The organism is Streptomyces sp. NPDC044061, from assembly GCF_056434305.1.
This window is the reverse complement of record NZ_JBWKFL010000019.1, coordinates 127,053-148,421: the sequence shown is the minus strand read 5'-3', so window position 1 is coordinate 148,421 and position 21,369 is coordinate 127,053. Positions and strand designations below refer to the sequence as shown.

Genomic DNA, 21,369 nt, shown 5'->3' with positions numbered 1-21,369 from the left:
CGGGACCGGGTGTCTCCCGGGCCGCCGGCGCCCGTGTGGGGCGCGCAGGGACCGTCACCGCTTCGCCGCGAGGACCAGAAGCGCGACGGAGGCCGGCCGGGCCGCTCCGGGAAGTGCTCGGGGAGCCCGGCGGTCTTCCGTCGTCACCCGAACTGGCCGGGCTGGTAGTCGCCGGCCGGCTGCTGGACGATGACGTTCATGCGGTTGTAGGCGTTGATCAGGGCGATGAGGGAGACCAGGGCGGCGAGCTGCTCCTCGTCGTAGTGCTTGGCGGCGTTCGCCCAGGCCTCGTCCGTGACGCCTCCGGTCGCGTCCGCGATGCGGGTGCCCTGTTCGGTCAGCTCCAGGGCGGCGCGCTCGGCGTCCGTGAAGACCTTGGCCTCGCGCCAGGCGGCGATCAGGTTGAGGCGGGTGGAGGTCTCCCCGGCGTGCGCGGCGTCCTTGGTGTGCATGTCGGTGCAGAAGCCGCAGCCGTTGATCTGGCTGGCGCGGATCTTCACCAGTTCCTGTGTCGCCGGGGGCAGCGCCGAGTCCGCGACCGCCTTGCCGGCCGAGTTGATGTACCGCAGGAACTTGCCTGCGACCTGGCTGCCGAAGAGGTTCAAACGAGCGTCCATCGTGCACTCCTGTGCCGTCGATCGGGCCGTCGGTCATGCCGCCGGTGTGGGCTACACCTGGATGACGGAACGGATCGGCGCGATGTGACAGGCGTGTGTGTGGCGCCCGTCACATGCGACCGGGGTGCGCGTGAATCCGCAGAGAATGTGCGCAGGAGCCCCACAGGGGAAGCACACAGTCTTCCGAAAGCCTCGTTAGCGTTGCTGGCCGCTCGATCCCACGTGCGAACGTGGCCAGGCCCCGGCCGAGGCCGCAGGCGCAGTCGACTCGGAAAGACGCAAATGGACTACTGCTCCTCATGCCGTCGGCATCTGAACGGCGCCCTGGTGTGCCCCGGCTGCGGCGCCTACGCCCCGGACATCGCTCCCCCCGCGACCGCCACGACCCGTGTGTCGGCGGCGCGGGACGACAGCGCCTTCTGGTTCGACAGGGATCTCCGGAACGAGTCGACGCCGGCCGGTCCGGACGTGGCTCCGGACTCCCACCCGTCGGCCGACCTGGACGGCCCGCCGCCCGCACCGCAGGGACGGGCGGCCCGGCGCCGCCAGTTGGCCCGCTGGAAGAAGAACAAGCGCCGGGCCGCGGTCGCGACCGCCGTCGCACTCGTCGGCGGCGGCCTCACCCTCGCCTCGCTCGACCGGCAGTCCGCCGACCGGGCCCAGGCGGCCGCGGCCCCGGACAACCGCGGCATGGGCGTCGCGGAGGAGCAGACCACCGACGAGGCGCGGCCGGAGTCGACACCGCCCGGCGCGCATCGGGCGCCGCGCACCACGCACCCTGCCCACGCCCGGCCGGCCGCGACCGTGCCGCACCGGCAGACCCTCGCCGCCGCGTCCCGGACCGTCGCACCGGACGCCCACCCGGACGCCGCGGCCGTGCCCGTGCCCGCTCAGCCTCCGGCGGCACGGCAGCAGACCGCCGCCCCTGCCTCCGGCGGCACGACCGGCAGCGGCACCACCGGCGGCACCGGAACGGGTGCCGGCACCGGAACGACGGCGCAGCAGCCGAGCGCGCCCGCTTCCACACCCTCGACCGGCGGCGGAACGAACTCCGGAACGCCGCAGACGAACCCCGCCCCCGCGGCCACCTCGCCGTCCCACCTCTGCCTGCTCGTGGTCTGCCTGGGCTGACGGGGCGCCCGCCTCAGTCGTGCCTCAGTCGTGCCTCAGTTGTTCCAGGTCTCGTCGTACGGGTCGTGCGGGGTCGGCACGGGCCGGGCCGACGTGACCTTCAGGTACGGGATCGGGCCGTTGTTGACCGGGTCGTGGGTCAGGCCCGCACGGTAGGTGCCCGTGACCTCCAGCCAGGCGTCCGGTTGCAGGACCGGGGGCAGCTTGCCGGTCAGGGCGATCTTCACCGGCTGGGCGTCCGCCGCACAGCAGTTGAGGGCCATGCGGACCAGATAGGGCGCCCCGGCGCGGTCCAGGGCGAGGAAACCGGTGACGCGGACGGGGCGGCCGTGCAGGGAGCGCCCGTGGTCGTAGGCCGCGCGGGACGCGTAGTCGACCACACTGAGCGGTACCGGGTCGGCCGAGGACAACTTCCCGTAGCCGTACGGCTTTTGCAGGGCCGTCCCGGTGCGCAGGGCGCTGTAGGACCCCAGGGCGGGCGGGGCGATGAGGATGAGGGAGAGCAGCGGGAGCACCAGGAGCCAGGAGATCCGCGGCTCGGGGTGCGTGTGGGCGTCTTCGGCACGCCGGGCCGCCCTGGCCCGCTTGCGCTCGTACCACGCCGTCGCCAGGGCCGCCGCGATCAGGACCGCGCCCGACGCCAGCAGCAGCGGCCGCAGACCCGCCTTGACGTAGCGCAGGTACAGGTCGGTGGCGCCCGCGTGCAGCAGCGCCGCGCCGAGCAGGAACATGACCGCCGCCTGGGCCTGGCGGTTCACAGCAGCACCGTCCCGGTCAGGACCGCGCCCACGACGGCCAGCGCGAAGGTGGCGGGGGCGAAGCGGAGCGCGAAGCCGCGGCCGAAGGTGCCCGCCTGCATCGCGAAGAGCTTGAGGTCGATCATCGGTCCCACCACCAGGAACACCAACTTGGCCGTCAGGGAGAACTGGGTGAGGGAGGCCGCGACGAACGCGTCCGCCTCCGAGCAGATGGACAGCAGTACGGCGAGCACGGCGAGGGCGAGGACGGAGACGAGGGGGCTGCCGGCCGCGGTGCGCAGCCAGGTCGCCGGGGTCGCCGCCTTCAGCGTGGCCGCGGCCATCGCGCCCAGGACCAGGAAACCGCCCGCGTGCACGGTGTCGTGCCGGACCGAGTTCCAGAACGTCTCGCCCCTGGTCGCGCCCTCGTGCGCGCCGTGGGCCGGCGGCCGCAGCCAGTCCGTGCGGCCCAGCCGCTGCCACAGCCAGCCCATCGCGCAGGCCACGAGCAGGCTGGCGAGGAACCGGGCCAGCACCATCCTGGGATCTCGGGGGAAGGCCACGGCCGTGGCGGTCAGGACGATCGGGTTGATCGCGGGCGCGGAGAGCAGGAAGGCCAGGGCCGCCGCCGGGGTCACGCCCCTGCGCACCAGCGCCCCCGCCACCGGGACCGAGGCGCATTCGCAGCCCGGCAGCACCGCGCCCGCGACCCCGGCCACCGGTACGGCCAGGGCGGGACGGCTCGGGAGGGCGCGGGCGAAGAACGAGGGGGGTACGAAGACCGCGATCACCGCGGAGAGGAGGACTCCGAGGACGAGGAAGGGCAGCGCCTGGACCGTCACGGCCACGAACACCGTCATCCAGCTCTGCATCAGCGGAGTGCCGAGCGCCCCGCGGATCCGGGACTGGGCGAGCACCGCCAGCAGCAGGATCATGGTGAGGACCAGCGGGGAGCTGAGATTCCGGCCCTCCTGGCCGGGCCGCTCGCCGCGGGCCTGCCCTGGTCCTTCGCCGGGGTCTTCGCCCGTGGGTACGCCGGACGCGCGCGCCGGGTCCCGCTCGGCCGCGCCGGGCAGGGCGTCTTCGGTGATGGCCACGGGTGGGTACCTCCGGCTGTGTGCTCCCTCTCCCTCCCCATCTGTACGCGAATGCTGGGGACGACGTTCACATCGTTGCTGGAACCACCCGTCTCCTTGGTGCAGTCTTTTCCCTCGTGGCGAGCGTTCCGTATCAGGGTGGGGCCGGCAACGCACCGGCGCACATGGTGGTGTGCGGTGACGACGGGCTCGCGCACCGGCTGGCGGCCGAGTTGCGCGGAGTCCACGGCGAGCAGGTCACCCTCGTGGTGCCGCCGGACGGGCACACCGCACGGCCCCCGGTGGTCGGGCGGGCCCGGGCCGCCTCGGCCGCGCTGCTCGACCGCATGGTCAACGCCGCCGTCGGACGGGGCGGGGGCAATGCCGGCAACGGCGGCAGCGGGACGACCGGGGGCGGTAACGGAGGCAGCGGCAACCGGGCCGACAGTGAGCGGGTGTTGGAGGCCGCCGACCTCACCGAGGCCGTGCTCGCCGAGGCCGGAGTGGAGCGGGCCGCCGCCCTCGCGCTCGTCCATGACGACGACGAGACCAACATCCGGGCGGCGCTGACCGCCCGCCGGCTCAACCCGCGCCTTCGGCTCGTACTGCGCCTTTACAACCGGAGGTTGGGCCAGCACATCGAGGAACTACTCGACCAGGCGGCCACGTTGGCCTCCGGCGAGGGGGCGGAGGGCGGTCCGGAGGCGTCCACGACCGTGCTGTCCGACGCCGACACCGCCGCGCCCGCTCTGGCCGCGGCCGCCGTCGCCGGCACCACCAAGGTCGTACAGACCGACAGTCTGCTGCTGCGGGCCGTGGAACGGCCGCCGTCCGCGGACGGGCAGGTCGCCGGGGGGCTGTGCACTCTGGCCCTGCTGTCCGCGGCCGGACCGGATCCCGGCGGGGCGGACGGGTCCGGGGGCGGCGCGGAGCAGGAGCCCCGGCTGCTGCCGGACGACGACGAGGTACGGCGCGCGGCCGGGCGGGCCGCCGTTGTGCTGGAACAGGTGTCGGCCGCGTCCGGTGGGCCGGCGTCGGCGACGGTCGGGCGCGGGGTGGGAGGAGTACCGCCGCTCGCCTCCCTCTTCTCGCGGCGGCTGCGGTGGTCGCTGGCCGGCCTGGTGGGGTGTGTCGTCGGGCTCGCCGTGGCGCTGTGGGTGGTCACCGGGATCCATCCGCTGGGGGCCTTCTATCTGACGTTGCTGGACCTGTTCGCGATCGACGATCCGGCGATCGGGGCGCCGCTCGGGCGGCAGATCCTTCAACTCCTCTCCGGACTGGTCGGGTTGCTGTTGCTACCGGTGCTGCTGGCGGCGGTGCTCGAGGCGCTGGGCACCTTCCGGACGGCCTCCGCGCTGCGGAAGCCGCCGCGCGGTCTGGGCGGGCACGTGGTGCTGCTCGGGCTCGGGAAGATCGGTACGAGGGTGCTGACCCGGCTGCGGGAGCTGGGCGTTCCCGTGGTGTGTGTGGAGTCCGATCCGGAGGCGCGGGGGCTGGCGGCCGCGCGGCGGCTTCGGGTGCCGGTGGTGCTGGGGGATGTGACGCAGGAGGGGGTGCTGGAGGCCGCGAAGATCCATCGGGCGCATGCGCTGCTCGCGGTGACCAGCGCGGACACGACGAATCTGGAGGCCGTGCTGTACGCGCGGTCCGTGCGGCCGGATCTGCGGGTGGTACTACGGCTGTACGACGACGACTTCGCCACGGCGGTGTACCGGACGCTGCGGGCCGCTCATCCGCAGGCGTCGACGCGAAGCCGGAGTGTGTCGCACCTTGCCGCGCCGGCGTTCGCGGGGGCGATGCTGGGGCGGCAGGTGCTGGGGGCGATTCCTGTGGAGCGGCGGGTGTTGCTGTTCGCCTCGGTCGAGGTGGCCGGGCACCCGGAGTTGGAGGGGCGGACCGTGGGGGAGGCGTTCCGGGCCGGGGCGTGGCGGGTGCTGGCTTTGGAGGGGCGGGCTTCGGTGCCCGGGGATCACGTGTTGAGCAAGGGGGACCGGGTGGTGGTCGCCGCGACCCGCAGAGGCCTGGCAGACCTCCGCTGACCCCAGGGGGCTCCGCCCCCGGGGGTCCCGCTGTCCCACCCGCCCATCCGTTCCGGTCGGCCGAAAGCGCGACGCCCGGGCCCGGGTGGATGGGACCGCGCGGCCGGGCGGGTGCCGCCCGGCTCGGACAGTCGGTGGAGCTGGGCGGGGCGGGGCCTACAGGGCCGTCAGGTGTCGTCTCGCGAAGTCCAGTTCCAGGGCCACCTGCTTGATTCGTTCGTCCACCACCAGGGAGCCGTGGCCGGCGTCGTAGCGGTACACCTCGTGGGTGGCGCCGCGGGCCTCCAGGCGCTTGACGTAGTTGTCGATCTGGCGGATCGGGCAGCGGGGGTCGTTGACGCCCGCCGAGATGTAGACGGGGGTCTTGACCTGGTCGACGTAGGTCAGCGGTGAGGACGCCTCGAAGCGGTCCGGGACCTCCTCCGGGGTGCCGCCCAGCAGGGTGCGGTCCATCGCCTTCAGGGCCTCCATCTCGTCGTGGTACGCGGTGACGTAGTCCGCGACCGGGACGACCGCGATGCCCACCGCCCACGCGTCCGGCTGGGTGCCGACGCCGAGGAGGGTCAGGTAGCCGCCCCAGGAGCCGCCGGTGAGGACCAGGCGGGCGGGGTCCGAGAGGCCGGAGGAGACCGCCCACTCGCGGACCGCCGCCACGTCCTCCAGCTCGATCAGGCCCACCCGGTGCTTCAGGGCGTCCGTCCAGGCCCGGCCGTACCCCGTGGAGCCGCGGTAGTTGATGCGGATCACCGCGTAGCCCTGGTCCACCCAGGCGGCCGGGCCCGCGGCGAAGGAGTCGCTGTCGTGCCAGGTCGGGCCGCCGTGCAGGTCGAACACCGTGGGCAGCGGGCCGGTGGCGCCGGCGGGCTTCTGGACGAGGGCGTGGATGCGGCCGCCGGGACCCTCCACCCAGGCGTCCTCGACGGGCACTGAGGGCGGGCACTTCATGCCGGGCGGGTCCAGCACGGCCCCGCCGACGGTGGAGCGGACCGCGGGCGGCTCGGCGGCCGACGACCACAGGTACTCCACGCTGCCGTCGGGGCGGGCGGTGGCCCCGGAGACCGAGCCGGTCGGGGTGGGGATGCGGGTCAGCCCGCCCGAGGCCAGGTCGTACCGGAACAGCTCGCTGCGTGCCTCGTGACTGTGGGCGATGAGCAGGCCGCTGCCGTCCGGATACCACTCGGCGCTGACGTCGCCGGGCAGGTCGAGGGAGAGGTCCGTCTCGTCGCCGGTCGCCACGTCCCACACCAGGGGCTCCCAGCGGCCGCGGCGCTGGTGGCCGATGAGCAGGCGGGTGTCGCCGTCGACCGGGGCGAAGCCCAGCACCTCGAGGCCCAGTTCCTCGGTGCCGCCCTTGGTGTCGTCCAGCTCGGTGACCGTCGTACCGTCCGGGCGCAGCACGCGCAGCGCCGCGTGCATGGCGTCGCCGTGCTCGGTGTGCTCGATCGCGATCAGGGAGCCGTCGTGCGAGAGGTCGCCGACGCCCGCCGACTCGCGGTGCCGGTAGATCACGACCGGGTCGTCGCCCTCGCGCGCAAGGTGGATCGTGGTGCCCGCGTCGTCGGTCGAGCGGCCGACCACCGCCGTACGGCCGTCGCGGGCCAGGGCCAGGCCGGCCGGGTAGGACGGGTCGAGGCCGGGCACGGCCGGCTCGTCCCGGCCGCCCCCGAAGGGCTGGCGGCGCCAGACGCCGAACTCGTCGCCGTCCTTGTCGTCGAACCACCAGATCCAAGCGCCGTCCGGAGAGAGCACTCCGTCCGTCGTGCCGTTCGGCCGGCGCGTCGCCTGCCGCTGCTCGCCCGTCGCCCGGTCCCAGGCGTACAGCTCGTACGTGCCCGTCGCGTTCGACACGAACAGGGAGCGGTCCGGTGCGTCCTCCGCCCAGTCGGGCAGCGACACCCGCGGCGCCCGGAAGCGCCTCTCCCAGTCCGGCGTGTCCGGTGTGTCCGGCGTCCTGCTCTCACTCATGGCCCCAGTCATGCGCCCATAGTGCCTGGCCCGACCGACAATTCGCTGGCAGGTGCCCCCAGCCTGTGGATAACTTCCCGACCATGACCACCGAGTCCGCACACACGGCCACCCCGAGCACCCCGGCCGCTCCCCCGGCCGCCCTCCCCGAGGGCTGGCGCGAGGACAACCGGGCCATGTGGGACGAGCGCGTTCCCTTCCACGTCGCGAGCGAGTTCTACGACCTCGACGGCTTCCGGGCCCGCCGGGACGTCCTGCGCGACTTCGAGACGGACGAGGTCGGGGACGTCACCGGGAAGTCGCTGCTGCACCTGCAGTGCCACATCGGGCTCGACACCCTCTCCTGGGCGCACCGCGGCGCCGCCCGCGTCGTCGGCCTCGACTTCTCGGCACCGGCCGTCGAGGCGGCCCGCGGCCTGGCCGCCTCCCTCGGGTACGGGCCGGCACGTGCGGACTTCGTCACCGGTGACGTGTACGACGCGGCCGATGCCGTACCCGAGCCGTCGTACGACATCGTCTACACCGGCCTCGGCGCCCTGTGCTGGCTGCCGGACATCCGGCGCTGGGCCGAGACCGCGGCCTCCCTGGTCGTCCCCGGCGGCTTCCTCTACCTCGCCGAGTTCCACCCGCTCACCGAGTCCCTGGACGACGAGACCGGCTCGCGGATCGTGCGCGACTACTTCACCCGGGACGCCCAGGTGTACGACGTCCCCGGCACCTACGCCGACCAGGGCGCCGCCACCGTCCACAACCGCAGCGTCGAGTGGCAGCACACCCTCGGGGACGTGGTCTCCGCGCTCGCCGCGACGGGGCTGCGCCTGGAGTTCCTGCACGAGCACGACGTCTCGGTCTTCCGGCGCTTCGAGAACTTCGAGCTGCGCGACGGCTACCACCGCTTCCCGGCGGACCACCCGCGCATCCCGCTCGTCTACTCGCTGCGGGCCGCGAAGGACTGACCCCGGGCCGAGCCTTTGGGAGCGGAGCCGTACCGTTGAGGGCGTGTACCGGTTTCTGCTGACACCCCGCTGGTGGGGCATCAACGTCTTCGTTCTGCTCGCCATCCCGTTCTGCATTTTCATGGGGTCGTGGCAGCTGAGCCGGTTCGAGGGGCGGGTGCAGGAACACCGCGCCGCGACCGAGCAGGCCGCCTCCGACCACCAGGAGCGGCCGCGGCCGCTGGCCGAGATGCTGCCCGTGGACAAGAGCACCTCGGGCCTGCGGGTGACGGCGAGCGGCCGGTACGGCAGGCAGCTCCTGGTGCCGGGCCGGGACCTGGACGGCAGACGTGGCTTCTACGTGCTGACGCTGCTGCGCACCGACTCCGGCCGGGCCCTGCCCGTGGTGCGGGGCTGGCTGCCCGGCAAGGCGGACCCGGCGAAGGCGCCCGCGCCGCCCGCCGGCGAGGTCACCGTCACCGGTGCGCTGCAGGCCTCCGAGACCCCCGGGGACAACGGGGTCGGCAGCCAGGGCGGGCTGCCCGCAGGGCAGACCGGGGCGATCAGCTCGGCGACGCTCGTGAACCTGGTGCCGTACAAGCTGTACGACGCCTGGGTCACCCTCGACCGGGCCGACGCCGGGATGAAGGCGGTGCCCGCGACCGCGCCGGACGGCACCGGTCTCGACCTGAAGGCGTTCCAGAACCTCGGCTACACCGGGGAGTGGTTCGTCTTCGCGGGCTTCGTGGTCTTCATGTGGTTCCGGCTGCTGCGCCGCGAGGCGGAGTTCCAGCGGGACGCGGCGCTCGGCCTGGTGCCGGAGCAGGAGCGGGACGACGCCTCCGCTCCGAGCGCCGTCTGAGCCCCGGGCCCCGTCCTACGCCCCCGCGAGCACCCCGGTGTAGTAGACCGTCCCGGCGCACTCGTTCGGGACCGTCGCCTGCACGGTCGGGCCCGCCTGCGCGGTGTGGGTGACGAGGACGCTGCCGTCGGCCGTCCCGCCGTCCTCGGTGCCGAGCTGGGGGGTGACGCCCTCCGTGCCGCCGGTGTCGGTGCTCCCGCCGGAGTTGGTGGAACCGGCGTCCTGGGTGGGCGTCGGGTCGGGCGAGGGGCCGCCGCTGTCCGAGCCGCCGGTGCTGCCGCCGGTGGTGGGGCAGGTCTCGGAGGGCACGAAGGCGAACTTCTCCTCGTAGGCCGCGCCAGGCTGCAGCACCAGCGAGGCCACCTCCAGGGAGGGGTCGGGCAGGCCGGCCGCGGCGTCCCCGGCCGCGTGCCGGGCGCTGCCGATCTTGGCGGGATCCGCGGCTCCCTGCGCCGAGACGCCGACCGTGCCCGGGCCGCCGACGGTACAGGCGGTGGTCGAGGTGTTGGTGATGCGGAAGGTGCCGTAGACGACACCCGCGGTGTCGGGAGCGTCGACGCTCTGGGCGGGTGAGCCCAGCTGGGTCGCCGTGCACAGCGGGGCGCCCGCGGCCATCGTGGCGGACGGGTTGGCGCCGCCGGACGAGCCGGTGCCGTCGCCGCCCGCCCTTCCCGGCCCGCCGGACTTGCCGCTGTCCCTGCCGTGGCCCGGGGTCCTGCCGGGCGCCCCGCCGGCGCTGCTGGAGCCGCCGTCCGGGTCCTTGCCCTGGGTGGCGCCCCCCTGGGCCTGGGAGGTCTGTCCGGCCATGGCGGTGTTGGGGTCGGTGCCGCCGGAGTTCGAGACGTGGATGAGGGCGGGGACCGCGGTGCCGAGGAACAGCGCCGCGGCCGCCATGCCGACGGCGGCCTGGCGCTTGCGGGCTCGCCGGGCGGGCACGGCGCGGCGCAGATGGTCCAGGCTGCCGGTGCGCGGTTCGACGTCGTCGACCGCCGAGTGCAGCATGCGGCGCAGTGCCAGCTCGTCCTCGCCGAGCCCGTCGAGGTCCGGGCCGAGCCCCTCGGGGCCCTTTTCGTCGGGGCCGTGGTTCACAGTTCCGTTCCCAGCGTGCGATTGCGTGTGCTCTTGCTCGTGGTGCTTCGTCGGTTCGTGCCAGGCGTAGGGCTCATGGCGCTCGTGGGAGTGGCGTTCGTGGGAATCGCCCCCTTCGGTTCGCCCGCTCATGCCGGTGCCTCCATGGCCACTCGCAGCGCGGCGATGCCGCGCGAGCCGTACGCCTTGACCGAGCCCAGCGAGATGCCGAGCGTCTCGGCGACCTGGGCCTCGGTCATGTCCGCGAAGTAGCGCAGGACGAGGACCTCGCGCTGGCGGCGCTGCAGGCCCTTCATCGCCTTGATGAGGTCCCGGCGCTCCAGCTGGTCGTAGGCGCCCTCCTCCGCGCTCGCCATGTCGGGCATCGGCTTGGACAGGAGCTTCAGGCCGAGGATGCGGCGGCGCAGCGCGGAGCGGGAGAGGTTGACGACCGTCTGTCGCAGGTAGGCGAGGGTCTTCTCGGGGTCGCGGACCCGCTTGCGGGCGGAGTGGACGCGGATGAAGGCCTCCTGGACGACGTCCTCGCAGGAGGCGGTGTCGTCGAGGAGGAGCGCGGCGAGGCCGAGCAGCGAGCGGTAGTGCGCCCGGTAGGTCTCGGTGAGGTGGTCGACGGTCGTGCCGGCGACCGCGGTGTCGGAGGTCGCCGCTGTCGCCTCTGTCTCGTCGGAGCCGTCACGCTGACTGGGTATGCGGGCGGGCCGCGCTGCGGGCATGGGCGCGATCACCGGCATGCCGCCGGGAACGCGCGGCCGGAGCGCCGCGCGGGGCGGCCGCAGGACCGTGCCGCGGGCCGCAGTGAGTTCGAGTACCTCTGCCACGCCAGTTGGACACGTTTACCCCCGGGAGGGTTGTACGTGCCGGACGTCACATGTGCGACAACCGGCGATGCCTCAAGTGCCGTCATGCGTCCCGCTCTTCCCCTATATCCCATTTTGAACGGGCGTCCCCAACGCCCCGATCACGGCGTCCCCACGCCAGGATCCTCACGTCCCACGCCCCGCAAAGGGTGACCGCAAAGACGCTCCCCGCCCCCCGCGCGGTTGCGGGGGGCGGGGAGGAGAATCCTCTGTCGCCGAGCAGCTCGGGTACAAGTGGTTTGGACCATGCACCCCAGCCACATGTCTTACATGGATCCTACAAATGTCTCAGCCGCGTGGGGAGATTTCTCCTGTGATCTCCGCCGCCACCAGCTCGGCGATCTGGGCGGTGTTGAGCGCCGCGCCCTTGCGAAGGTTGTCGCCGCACACGAAGAGCTCGAGCGCGGTCGGGTCGTCCAGCGCGCGCCGGACCCGCCCGACCCAGGTCGGGTCGGTGCCCACCACGTCGGCGGGCGTGGGGAACTCACCCGCGGCGGGGTCGTCGCACAGGACCACGCCGGGCGCGGTGGCGAGGATCTCGCGGGCGCCGTCGACGGTCACCTCGCCCTGGAAGCGGGCGTGGACGGTGAGCGAGTGCGTGGTGATCACCGGGACCCGTACACAGGTCACGGCGACCGGCAGGGTCGGCAGCCCGAGGATCTTGCGGGACTCGTCCCGCACCTTCATCTCCTCCGACGACCAGCCGTCCTCCCTGAGCGACCCGGCCCACGGGACGACGTTCAGCGCGACCGGCTCCGGGAACGGCCCCGTGTCGTCGCCGACGGCCCGCCGGACGTCACCGGGCTTGGTCCCCAGCTCGGTCCCGGCGACCAGGGACAGCTGGGCCCGCAGCGTCTCGACGCCCGCGCGGCCCGCCCCGCTCACCGCCTGGTACGACGACACCACCAGCTCGCGCAGCCCGAACTCGGCGTGCAGCGCGCCCAGGGCGACGATCATCGACAGGGTGGTGCAGTTGGGGTTGGCGACGATCCCGCGCGGCCGGGACCGCACCGCGTGCGGGTTGACCTCGGGTACGACGAGCGGCACGTCCGGGTCCATGCGGAAGGCGCCCGAGTTGTCGACGACGACCGCACCGCGGGCGGCGGCGATCGGCGCCCACTCGGCTGCGACCTCGTCCGGCACGTCGAACATGGCGATGTCGACCCCGCCGAAGGCTTCCTCCGTCAGGGCCACGACCTCGACCTCCTGCCCGCGCACGGCCAGCTTGCGGCCGGCCGAGCGCGGGGAGGCGATCAGACGGATCTCGCCCCAGACGTCCGCGCGCTGGGACAGGATCTGGAGCATGACCGCGCCGACGGCTCCGGTCGCTCCCACGACCGCGAGCGTCGGCTTGCCGATCATCGGCCGGTGCCTCCGTAGACGACGGCCTCGTCGGTGTCGGAGTCGAGTCCGAAGGCGGTGTGCACGGCGCGCACGGCCTCCGGCACGTCGTCGGCACGGGTGACGACCGAGATACGGATCTCGGAGGTGGAGATCAGCTCGATGTTGACGCCGGCGTCGCTGAGCGCCTCGAAGAACGAGGCCGTCACGCCCGGGTTGGTCTTCATGCCGGCGCCGACCAGGGAGATCTTGCCGATCTGGTCGTCGTAGCGCAGCGAGTCGAAGCCGATGCCGGGACGGTTCCTCTCCAGCGCGTCGATGGCCTTGCGGCCCTCGGTCTTCGGCAGCGTGAAGGAGATGTCGGTCAGGCCGGTGGAGGCGGCCGACACGTTCTGCACGACCATGTCGATGTTGATCTCGGCATCGGCGATGGTACGGAAGATCGCGGCGGCCTCGCCCGGCTTGTCCGGCACGCCGACGACCGTGATCTTGGCCTCGGAGGTGTCGTGCGCGACACCGGAGATGATGGCCTGCTCCACCTTCTGGTCCCCAATCGGCTCACTGCTGACCCACGTGCCCTGCAGCCCGCTGAAGCTGGACCGGACGTGGATCGGGATGTTGTAGCGGCGGGCGTACTCCACACAGCGGTGGAGCAGCACCTTGGAGCCGGAGGCCGCGAGCTCCAGCATGTCCTCGAAGGAGATCCAGTCGATCTTCTTCGCCTTCTTCACCACACGCGGGTCGGCGGTGAACACGCCGTCGACGTCGGTGTAGATCTCGCAGACCTCGGCGTCGAGCGCGGCGGCCAGCGCCACGGCCGTGGTGTCGGACCCACCGCGCCCCAGCGTGGTGATGTCCTTCTTGTCCTGGCTGACGCCCTGGAAACCGGCGACGATCGCGATGTTGCCCTTGTCCAGCGACTCGCGGATCCGGCCCGGCGTGACGTCGATGATCCGGGCTTTGTTGTGGACCGAGTCGGTGATGACGCCTGCCTGGCTGCCGGTGAACGACTGGGCCTCGTGCCCCAGGTTTTTGATCGCCATGGCCAGCAGGGCCATGGAGATACGCTCTCCGGCGGTCAGCAGCATGTCGAACTCCCGGCCGGCAGGCATCGGAGAAACCTGCTCGGCGAGATCGATCAGCTCGTCCGTCGTGTCGCCCATCGCGGAAACCACGACAACCACCTGGTTGCCGTTCTTCTTCGCTTCCACGATCCGCTTGGCGACGCGCTTGATGCCTTCGGCATCGGCTACGGAGGAGCCTCCGTACTTCTGCACGACAAGGCCCACGTGCGCTCCTCGCTCGGTTCGTTTATGTCGGCTCAGTCTAACGAGCGTCCGAAATCCACCCTCCTGCTCCCGCATGGTGAGACACCGGACGCCGCTCCGGAACCTGCCCAGCCCGAGCCACCCCACGCGAAAAGTGCCCCGGCTCACAGTGGGGGTGGTAGGAGGGGCACCATGACGGAACTGCTGCTGGCGGGGATCGTCCTGCTCGGCGCGAGTGTCCAGTGGCTGACCGGGATGGGCTTCGCCCTGGTCGCCGTACCGGCACTGGTCCTGCTCCTGGGACCGGCCGAGGGGGTGGTGCTCGCCAACTGCGCCGCCGGTGCGATCAGCGTCGTGGGCCTGACGGGCGGGTGGCGCCGGGTACGGCCGGCCGCGATGGTCCCGCTGTGCGCGGCGGCGGCGTGCACGGTCCCGGCCGGAACGTGGCTGACCCGCCGTCTGCCGCAGCCCTTGCTCCTGACGGTGATGGGGGCGCTGGTGACGGTGGCCGTCCTCCTCGTCATGCGGGGCGCCCGGCTGCCGGCCCTGCGCGGCGGCAGGGGCGCGGTGACGGCCGGCGCACTGGGCGGCTTCATGAACGCGGCGGCGGGCGTGGGCGGCCCACCGGTGTCCCTGTACGCCCTCAACGCCGGCTGGACGGTACGGGAGTTCGTGCCCAACGCCCAGTTCTACGGCGTGGTCGTCAACGCCTTCTCGGTGGCCGCGAACGGGGTGCCCGACCTGGGCCGGACCAGCTGGACGGTGGTCGCCGCCGCGCTGGCCACCGGCGCGGCCGCAGGAAGGTCGATCGCCGGCCACATCCCCGAGAAACGGGCCCGGCACCTGGTACTGACCCTCGCCCTGGCGGGCGGCCTGAGCGCGGTGGGGAAGGGGGTCTGGGGGGTGTGGGGGCGATGAGCCGGGCCCCCACTGCCGCACACTGCTCCGGGGCTAGCTGCCCCCGCCCATCCCCAGCTGTCCGCCGATTTCCTCCGCCATCACCCTGCCTGCCTCGAACTCCAGGGTTTCGTCGCCCATGGAGGGCTGGTCGGTGTCGAGGCCGTCCAGTTCTTCCAGGGGCTGGTTGAGGCGGACGTGGATGAGGACCGACTGGAGGGCGCGCAGGACGGCGGAGGCCGTGGGGCCCCAGTTGGAGAAGTAGGAGAACTGCCACCACCACAGGGCCTCGGTGGTGCGGCCGGAGCGGTAGTGGGCCATGCCGTGGCGGAGGTCGGTGATGACGTCGGCGAGGTCGTCGGAGATACGGGCCGGGACGGGGGCCGTGCGGGGCTCGTAGGGGTCGAAGACCTCGGAGTAGACGTCGACCGGCTCCAGAAGGCGGGCGAGGTTCTCGCGCAGTAGGTCGACGTCCGGCTCGGGGCCCAGGTCGGGCTCGTAGCGCTCGTCGGGAACGATGTCCTCGTGCGCGCCGAGGCGGCCGCCGGCCAGCAGCAGCTGGGAGACCTCCAGGAGCAGGAAGGGGACGGCCGAGCCGGGCTCGTCGCCCTTCGCCACCTCGGTGACGGCCACCAGGAAGCTCTCGACCTGGTCCGCGATCTGGACCGAGAAGTCGTCCGGGTTCTGCGCGTGCAGCGTGGCGTCAGACATCTAGCAGTCGTCTCCCCTCGAAGGCGCGGCCGAGGGTGACCTCGTCCGCGTACTCCAGGTCGCCACCCACAGGGAGGCCGCTGGCCAGGCGGGTGACCTTCAGGCCCATGGGTTTGATCATGCGGGCGAGGTACGTGGCCGTCGCCTCGCCTTCGAGATTGGGGTCCGTGGCGAGGATCAGTTCGGTGACGGTGCCGTCCGCGAGACGCGCCAGGAGTTCCCTTATCCGCAGGTCGTCCGGGCCCACGCCCTCGATCGGGCTGATCGCGCCGCCCAGGACGTGGTAGCGGCCACGGAACTCCCGGGTCCGCTCGATCGCGACGACGTCCTTCGGCTCCTCCACCACACAGATGACGGCCGGGTCGCGGCGCGGATCGCGGCAGATGTTGCACAGTTCTTCCTGTGCCACGTTGCCGCAGGTCGCGCAGAAGCGGACCTTCGCCTTCACCTCCAGGAGGGCCTGCGCGAGCCGCTTCACGTCCGTCGGCTCCGCCTGCAGGATGTGGAAGGCGATCCGCTGCGCGCTCTTGGGACCGACGCCGGGCAGCCGCCCCAGCTCGTCGATGAGGTCCTGGACCACGCCTTCGTACAACGGACTGCCCTTCCTGGAGACCTTTCGGTACGTACGGTAGTTGGCTCGCACCTTTCCTTGGAAGGCGGTGCGGGTGTCTCGGAGGTGGCGAACGTCAGAACGGCAGGCCGGGGATGCCGCTGCCGCCGCCCAGGCCCTGTGCCAGCGGGCCCAGCTTCTGCTGCTGGAGCGTCTGCGCGTTCTCGTTGGCCGCCTGTACGGCCGCCACGATCAGGTCGGCGAGGGTCTCGGTGTCCTCCGGGTCCACCGCCTTCGGGTCGATCTTCAGGCCCCGCAGCTCGCCGGAGCCGGTCACGGTGGCCTTGACCAGGCCGCCACCCGCCTGCCCGTCGACCTCCGTGTTCGCCAGTTCCTCCTGCGCCCGCTGCAGGTCCTGCTGCATCTTCTGGGCCTGCTGGAGCAACTGCTGCATGTTGGGCTGGCCACCACCGGGGATCACGATCAGCTCCTGATTCTTCGTGCGCTCCGTTGTTTCTCCGCTGTGCACGAGCCTACGTGGTCCACGCGGCCATCGCCCCGCCACTCTTTCGAGTGAGAACGGCGGCGGCCCTATACCTGATCAAGGCCCTCTTCCGAGCGGAAAAGTCGGGAAAGCCCGGTCTCCGCCACCCATTGGGCGGTAGGAAGGGTGCCGCACTTCGGCATGCAATGTCACGCAATGTGACCGGTCGACCGGTCGTTTTCAGTGCCGTGTCCAGTGCCGTGTTCGGTGCCGTGTTCGGTGTCGTGTCTTCAGTTGGGAGTGCCGGGTGGGTCAGCCGGAGATGCAGCCCGAGGGTCCGCCTCAGGACGGGTGGGGCGAGGGTGCGGCCGGGCTGCGGCCGGGCGATCTGGCCGGGCGGACGTGTCCGCTCGGGGACTGGGGGGAGCCCGCCGAGCGGCTCGACGAGCTGTACCGCTGGGTGGAGCGGGGGGCACTGCAGACGGCGGCCTGGTACCTCGCGGACCGGGTGTGGAAGCGGCGCGGGGCCCGGGCGCTGCGGGCCGGGGCCGCGGCGGGGGCGGTCTGCGGGGCGGCGCTGCCGTTGCTGGACCTGACCGGGGTGGTCGGCGGGGTGGCGCCGTGGGGGTATCTCGCGCTGATGCTCTCCGTGGCCTGTGTCGGCGTGGACCGGTTCTTCGGGGTCACCTCCGGGTGGATAAGGGACGTCGCCACCGCACAGGCCGTGCAGCGGCGGCTCCAGGCGTTGCAGTTCGACTGGGCCTCGGAGAGCGTGCGGGAGGTGCTCGGGCCGGCGGAGGGGACGGCCGGCGAGGCCGCCGAGCGGTGCCTGGCGGTGCTGCGGCGGTTCTCGGAGGACGTGATGGAGCTGGTGCGCACGGAGACGGCCGACTGGATGGTCGAGTTCCGGACGGGACCCGCGCCGCTGGGGATCCAGGCGACGGTGGCCTCCGGGGCGCGCGCGGAGTCCGGTGCGCCCGTCGGGAGGTTTCCGCTGCCGCCCGCGAACGGGACGCGCCCCAACATGCCCCGGCAGCGGCCGCCGGAGCCCCGTTAGGGCCTCAGGAGAGGCCCTGGGAACGGCTCACGCGCACAGCTTCATGCCCTCCGGGGTCCAGCAGGGCACATGGCCGTGGGTGCGGATCACGTCCTGGCCGTTTCCTCTGGACAGGTACGTCAGGAAGCTCGAGGCCAGCGAGTCCGCGGGGGGCTGCCCGTAGGTGTAGGCGTACTCGATCTCGCGGTACGGGTAGCCGCTGTGGCCGTGTTCGACGGCGTCCACCGAGGGGGCCTCGCCGTCGAGGTCCAGCACGTGCAGGCCCTTCGCCCGGGTCGCCAGGTTGAGCTCGCTGTAGCCGACGGCGCCGGGGAGCCGGGCCACCTCGGTCAGCACCTGGTCGGTGGAGTCGAGCTCGCAGCGGGTCACCGGCGCGGTCGGGTCGTCCTTGCGGACGCAGTCGACGGAGGAGTTCGCCATCTCGCCCCGGCCGCCCAGGACGCGCCGCTGGAAGACCTGCCGGGTGCCGGAGTTGGCGTCCCTGCTGACCAGGTGTACCGCGACCGAACCTCCGCCCAGTCGACGCCAGTTGGTGATCTCGCCCCGGTACAGCCGCCGCACGTCCGCCGTCGAGAGGTTCCGCAGGCCCACGTCGTCGTTGACGACCAGTGCGAAGACCGAGACCGCGACGCGGTTCTCGCGCAGCTCGGGCATGCCGGCCGGCTTGGGTCCGTCGGACAGGGCGATCAGGGGCGGCGAACCCTTCCCGCCGGCCTGGGCGCCGGACGCGGCCAGCTCCCGGATGCCCGCCGTGGATCCGTGCGGGTCCACCGTGATGGCCGCGCCCGCGCAGTCCTCCTCGTACTTCCGGGCCACCTCCCGCAGCACCGGCGCGAACGCGGTCGACCCGGTGATGGTCAGCGCGCCCTTCGCGCAGCCGATCGGAGGGGGCGTGTCGTCGCGGGCCACGACGATGGCCGCCAGGGTCACCACGCACACCGTGAGCATGATGGTGATGAACCGGGACGCACGGCTGAACAGCGGTGGCTTGTCGTCGGGCGTGGCGCTGCGGTTGGGATGGACCTCGCCGTCCCGGATGCCGCCGACGATCCGGATCTCCCGGCCCACGTCCCCGCCGGACAGCAGCACGAGCAGCTTGAAGTGCTCGCCCTTGTTCAGCGGGACGCGCGGGATGCGCAGGGTGTTGCCCTCGAAGCCGAAGCCGCGTTCGGCGGTGAAGTGGTCCATCAGGTGGTCGGTGTCGGTCGGCTGGGTGACCGAGACGCCCCGGACGGTGCGGTCGGTGAACACCGCAGTCAGGCCGTGGCGTTCGGGGCTGGTGTAGTCGTCGCGGTCGATGCCCTGTGAGCCGTCGTTCTCGACGCGGAGCAGGACGAGGGTCGCGTCGGTCATGTCCGGGGCCTCGTCGAACAGGCCGAGCCGGCGGTTGGGCCGGCCCGAACGGGCGTCGTCCCCTATGGGGTTGTCCATCTGTACGCGGTAGCCGACGCGTTTGCGCCGTGGCACCCGGCGCTCGTACCAGACCATGCCGGCGGACGCGACGATGCCCAGCACCGCCGTGCCGACGGCCACGACGTTCTCCGCGCTCAGCCACTCCATGTGGGTGCCCCCGCCACTCCCCGGAGTCGGATGGTGGGGTCACGGTACGCACGGAGAAGGGGACGAAACGGACGCGTTCTGCGAAGTTCGCCGAACGTTCAACAGCCCCTGCGACGGCGGTGGTCCAGGTCACTGCTTGGTGTACGTCAGGCTCTCCCCGCCGGTCCTCTTCACCCGCTTCAGGCGGCCGTCCGGCAGCAGCGAGACCTCCGTGGCCTCGCCCGGCGAGCAGGAGGAGCGGGGCTCGCCCGAGGTGACCGTGGAGGGGCCGATCTCCAACGGGCCGTCCGCACCCGGCTGTTCCGCGAGGGTCGCGGCGAAGACGCAGTGGTACGTGCCGCCGTCCTCGGTGGGGCCGTCCGCGACGAGCGTGAGGACCGTGTCGCCCACCTTGCCCTGCTCGATGGTGAGTTGGCGGGTGTTGGAGCCGTTGGCGTTGTCGATCGTGGTTTCCCAGGTGCCGAGGTAGGCGTCCGGGACCGCGCCGTCGGACGGGGCGGAGGAGGTCGGTGCGGTCGTCGTCGGGGCGGGGGTCGGGGAGGTGCCGGCGGGTCCGGTCGTGGTGCCGGTCGGGGCGGAGGAGACCGTGCCGCCGGCGGTGTCGTCGGCGCCGTGCTTCATCAGCGCGTAGACCGAGCCGCCTGCGCCGAGGGCGACGATCAGGGCGATCGCCACGAGGAGGGCGGTGGAGCGGGTGTTCTTGCGCGGGGGCTCGTGGGGCATGCCGACGGGTGGGCCGTAGGGAGGGGTGGAGCCGAGGGCGCCGCCGCCGTAGGGGGTGTACGGCGGCTGGGGGTGGGGTTGGGGGTAGCCGTACGAGGCCGGGGAGCCGTAGGTGGGAGGGGCGGGGGGTGTGCTGGGGGGTGGGGTGTGCCCGGAGACCATGGTCGGCGCGTGGTTCACCGGTGGGGCGGCGTCGGGGGTCGGTGAGTGCTCGTGGATCCAGGCCGGGGGGTTCATGGGTGCGGGTGCCGGTGCGGGCGCCGGTGCGTGGGTGGGCACCCGGCCTTCGGCCGGGTGCGGGTTCCCACCCGCACCACCCGTACCACTCTCGTCGTCGACCGCGGGTGGCCCCTGTGGGGCGGACCCACCGTCGGCGGCCGCGGGTCGCTGGGGAGACGGAACGGCGGCGGGATGCGCGGGCGGCTGCTGGGCCGGGCCGGACGCGGGGTGTGCGGGTGGCTGAGGACCCGGAGTCGGGGTGGACTCCGGGTCCTCCCTGTCCAGGAGTTGTACTGCGTGGCGGCCCAGTTGGGCCACCAGGGCGCCGGGGAGCCAGGGGTCGCGGGAGCGGCCTCCGGCCACCGTGTCCTCCGCCCTCGTCAGTTCCAGGATCCGGTCCAGGGAAGGCCGGGCGGCGGGGTCCTTCTTCAGGCAGTCCCGGACCAGGTCCGCGATCCCCTCCGGCACCCCCTCCAGATCCGGCTCCTCCTGGGCGATCCGGAACATCAGCGCGTGCACCCCGCTGTTCGCGCCCCCGAAGGGCAGGACACCGGTGGCGGCGTAGGCCAGCACGGACCCGAGGCAGAAGACGTCGCACGCGGGCGTGATCCGGTCCCCGCGCACCTGCTCCGGCGCCATGAACCCCGGCGAACCGACCAGCGACCCGGTACGGGTCAGCCCGTCCCCGGCCAGCGTCTCCATCGCCCGCGCGATCCCGAAGTCGATCACCCGCGGCCCGTCGATGGTCACCAGCACGTTGGACGGCTTCAGATCCCGGTGCACGATCCCCGCCTCGTGGATGTCCTTCAGCGCGTGCGCGAGCCCCGCCGCGAGGATCCGTACCGACCGCTCCGGCAGCGCCCCGTGATCGTGTCCGACGACCTGCTGCAGGCTCGGGCCCGCGACGTACCCGGTGGCCACCCAGGGCACCGGGGCCTCGGTGTCCGCGTCCAGCACGGGCGCGGTCCAGTACCCGCCGACCCGCCGCGCGGCCTGCACCTCCTGCCGGAACCGCGCCCGGAACTCCTCCTGCTCGGCCAGCTCCTCGCGGACCAGTTTCACGGCGACCGTACGCCCCCGGTCCGACCGGGCGAGATACACGTGCCCCATGCCGCCCGCGCCCAGCCGCGCCAGCAGCCGGTACGCCCCGATCTGCTGCGGATCCCCCGGTCCCAGCTTCTCCATCCCCGCGCCGCCTTCCCCCCATAGGTCTGCAACGGACCGAGAATAGTGCGGTCGTACAAGGTGCCG

General features: G+C 72.7%; 19 protein-coding genes. 6 read left to right on the top strand and 13 right to left on the bottom strand.

All coding sequences use genetic code 11. From position 1 onward, the window contains the following. Positions 1-143: 143 nt before the first annotated feature. Positions 144-617 carry a carboxymuconolactone decarboxylase family protein gene (locus AC07CM_RS29680; RefSeq protein WP_478879517.1) on the bottom strand — a complete coding sequence of 158 codons (474 nt, stop codon included), beginning with the start codon at positions 615-617 and terminating at the stop codon, positions 144-146. 282 nt (positions 618-899) lie between these two features. Here AC07CM_RS29680 and AC07CM_RS29675 point away from each other — a divergent pair, with 282 nt between their 5' ends. Continuing rightward, a complete protein-coding gene (locus AC07CM_RS29675; protein WP_478879516.1) occupies positions 900-1,748 on the top strand; it encodes an SCO2400 family protein in 849 nt (282 codons plus the stop codon). A 35-nt stretch (positions 1,749-1,783) separates the two neighbouring features. Here AC07CM_RS29675 and AC07CM_RS29670 read toward each other — a convergent pair whose 3' ends face one another. After that, the gene (locus tag AC07CM_RS29670) at positions 1,784-2,506 is read right to left on the bottom strand and encodes a TIGR03943 family putative permease subunit (RefSeq protein ID WP_478879515.1); all 723 of its coding nucleotides are present in this window, start codon (positions 2,504-2,506) and stop codon (positions 1,784-1,786) included. Then, positions 2,503-3,582, bottom strand: a complete 1,080-nt coding sequence (locus AC07CM_RS29665; protein WP_478879514.1) for a permease — start codon at positions 3,580-3,582, stop codon at positions 2,503-2,505. The genes AC07CM_RS29670 and AC07CM_RS29665 overlap by 4 nt, the downstream gene beginning before the upstream one ends. A gap of 164 nt (positions 3,583-3,746) precedes the next feature. Here AC07CM_RS29665 and AC07CM_RS29660 point away from each other — a divergent pair, with 164 nt between their 5' ends. After that, positions 3,747-5,600, top strand: a complete 1,854-nt coding sequence (locus AC07CM_RS29660; protein ID WP_478879552.1) for an NAD-binding protein — start codon at positions 3,747-3,749, stop codon at positions 5,598-5,600. 156 nt (positions 5,601-5,756) lie between these two features. Here the strand turns inward: AC07CM_RS29660 and AC07CM_RS29655 are convergent, their stop codons facing one another. Then, on the bottom strand, positions 5,757-7,565 hold the full coding sequence (locus tag AC07CM_RS29655; RefSeq protein WP_478879513.1) for a S9 family peptidase: 1,809 nt from the start codon (positions 7,563-7,565) through the stop codon (positions 5,757-5,759). A 176-nt stretch (positions 7,566-7,741) separates the two neighbouring features. Between AC07CM_RS29655 and AC07CM_RS29650 the strand changes: the two genes are divergently transcribed. Further along, a complete protein-coding gene (locus tag AC07CM_RS29650; RefSeq protein ID WP_478879551.1) occupies positions 7,742-8,521 on the top strand; it encodes a class I SAM-dependent methyltransferase in 780 nt (259 codons plus the stop codon). Positions 8,522-8,564: 43 nt separating this feature from the next. Then, positions 8,565-9,362, top strand: a complete 798-nt coding sequence (locus AC07CM_RS29645; protein ID WP_478879512.1) for an SURF1 family protein — start codon at positions 8,565-8,567, stop codon at positions 9,360-9,362. A gap of 15 nt (positions 9,363-9,377) precedes the next feature. On the opposite strand, the gene AC07CM_RS29640 is transcribed toward AC07CM_RS29645, so the two are convergent. From AC07CM_RS29640 to AC07CM_RS29625, 4 genes are all read right to left on the bottom strand, one after another. Then, a complete protein-coding gene (locus AC07CM_RS29640) occupies positions 9,378-10,451 on the bottom strand; it encodes a hypothetical protein (RefSeq protein ID WP_478879511.1) in 1,074 nt (357 codons plus the stop codon). Positions 10,452-10,579: 128 nt separating this feature from the next. Further along, complete coding sequence (locus tag AC07CM_RS29635; protein ID WP_478879510.1) at positions 10,580-11,269, bottom strand: SigE family RNA polymerase sigma factor; 690 nt, start codon at positions 11,267-11,269, stop codon at positions 10,580-10,582. A gap of 327 nt (positions 11,270-11,596) precedes the next feature. Next, the gene (locus tag AC07CM_RS29630) at positions 11,597-12,670 is read right to left on the bottom strand and encodes an aspartate-semialdehyde dehydrogenase (protein ID WP_478879509.1); all 1,074 of its coding nucleotides are present in this window, start codon (positions 12,668-12,670) and stop codon (positions 11,597-11,599) included. Continuing rightward, complete coding sequence (locus AC07CM_RS29625) at positions 12,667-13,938, bottom strand: aspartate kinase (protein WP_478879508.1); 1,272 nt, start codon at positions 13,936-13,938, stop codon at positions 12,667-12,669. Before AC07CM_RS29625 ends, AC07CM_RS29630 begins: the two co-directional genes overlap by 4 nt. Before the next feature lie 171 nt (positions 13,939-14,109). Here AC07CM_RS29625 and AC07CM_RS29620 point away from each other — a divergent pair, with 171 nt between their 5' ends. After that, a complete protein-coding gene (locus tag AC07CM_RS29620) occupies positions 14,110-14,835 on the top strand; it encodes a sulfite exporter TauE/SafE family protein (protein ID WP_478879507.1) in 726 nt (241 codons plus the stop codon). Positions 14,836-14,868: 33 nt separating this feature from the next. On the opposite strand, the gene AC07CM_RS29615 is transcribed toward AC07CM_RS29620, so the two are convergent. The 3 genes from AC07CM_RS29615 to AC07CM_RS29605 all read right to left on the bottom strand — a co-directional run bounded on the left by AC07CM_RS29615 (position 14,869) and on the right by AC07CM_RS29605 (position 16,556). Next, positions 14,869-15,525: a DUF5063 domain-containing protein gene (locus tag AC07CM_RS29615; RefSeq protein WP_478879506.1), complete on the bottom strand. Its 657-nt coding sequence runs from the start codon at positions 15,523-15,525 to the stop codon at positions 14,869-14,871. After that, on the bottom strand, positions 15,518-16,117 hold the full coding sequence (recR, locus tag AC07CM_RS29610) for a recombination mediator RecR (RefSeq protein WP_478879550.1): 600 nt from the start codon (positions 16,115-16,117) through the stop codon (positions 15,518-15,520). Before recR ends, AC07CM_RS29615 begins: the two co-directional genes overlap by 8 nt. Positions 16,118-16,211: 94 nt before the next feature. After that, the gene (locus AC07CM_RS29605) at positions 16,212-16,556 is read right to left on the bottom strand and encodes a YbaB/EbfC family nucleoid-associated protein (RefSeq protein ID WP_478879549.1); all 345 of its coding nucleotides are present in this window, start codon (positions 16,554-16,556) and stop codon (positions 16,212-16,214) included. Between the two features lie 310 nt (positions 16,557-16,866). Between AC07CM_RS29605 and AC07CM_RS29600 the strand changes: the two genes are divergently transcribed. Then, positions 16,867-17,616, top strand: coding sequence for an SLATT domain-containing protein (locus AC07CM_RS29600; RefSeq protein WP_478879505.1), 750 nt, complete (start codon positions 16,867-16,869; stop codon positions 17,614-17,616). Between the two features lie 27 nt (positions 17,617-17,643). Here the strand turns inward: AC07CM_RS29600 and AC07CM_RS29595 are convergent, their stop codons facing one another. Next, on the bottom strand, positions 17,644-19,176 hold the full coding sequence (locus tag AC07CM_RS29595; protein WP_478879504.1) for a substrate-binding domain-containing protein: 1,533 nt from the start codon (positions 19,174-19,176) through the stop codon (positions 17,644-17,646). A gap of 129 nt (positions 19,177-19,305) precedes the next feature. Next, positions 19,306-21,303, bottom strand: a complete 1,998-nt coding sequence (locus tag AC07CM_RS29590) for a serine/threonine-protein kinase (RefSeq protein ID WP_478879503.1) — start codon at positions 21,301-21,303, stop codon at positions 19,306-19,308. Positions 21,304-21,369: the final 66 nt, after the last annotated feature.

What these genes read in the sequence shown, in the direction of transcription:
- AC07CM_RS29680 (WP_478879517.1), bottom strand. Translation starts at nt 617, where the DNA reads ATGGACGCTCGTTTGAACCTCTTCGGCAGCCAGGTCGCAGGCAAGTTC.
- AC07CM_RS29675 (WP_478879516.1), top strand. Translation starts at nt 900, where the DNA reads ATGGACTACTGCTCCTCATGCCGTCGGCATCTGAACGGCGCCCTGGTG.
- AC07CM_RS29660 (WP_478879552.1), top strand. Translation starts at nt 3,747, where the DNA reads ATGGTGGTGTGCGGTGACGACGGGCTCGCGCACCGGCTGGCGGCCGAG.
- AC07CM_RS29655 (WP_478879513.1), bottom strand. Translation starts at nt 7,565, where the DNA reads ATGAGTGAGAGCAGGACGCCGGACACACCGGACACGCCGGACTGGGAG.
- AC07CM_RS29650 (WP_478879551.1), top strand. Translation starts at nt 7,742, where the DNA reads ATGTGGGACGAGCGCGTTCCCTTCCACGTCGCGAGCGAGTTCTACGAC.
- AC07CM_RS29630 (WP_478879509.1), bottom strand. Translation starts at nt 12,670, where the DNA reads ATGATCGGCAAGCCGACGCTCGCGGTCGTGGGAGCGACCGGAGCCGTC.
- AC07CM_RS29620 (WP_478879507.1), top strand. Translation starts at nt 14,110, where the DNA reads ATGACGGAACTGCTGCTGGCGGGGATCGTCCTGCTCGGCGCGAGTGTC.
- AC07CM_RS29615 (WP_478879506.1), bottom strand. Translation starts at nt 15,525, where the DNA reads ATGTCTGACGCCACGCTGCACGCGCAGAACCCGGACGACTTCTCGGTC.
- AC07CM_RS29595 (WP_478879504.1), bottom strand. Translation starts at nt 19,176, where the DNA reads ATGGAGTGGCTGAGCGCGGAGAACGTCGTGGCCGTCGGCACGGCGGTG.
- AC07CM_RS29590 (WP_478879503.1), bottom strand. Translation starts at nt 21,303, where the DNA reads ATGGAGAAGCTGGGACCGGGGGATCCGCAGCAGATCGGGGCGTACCGG.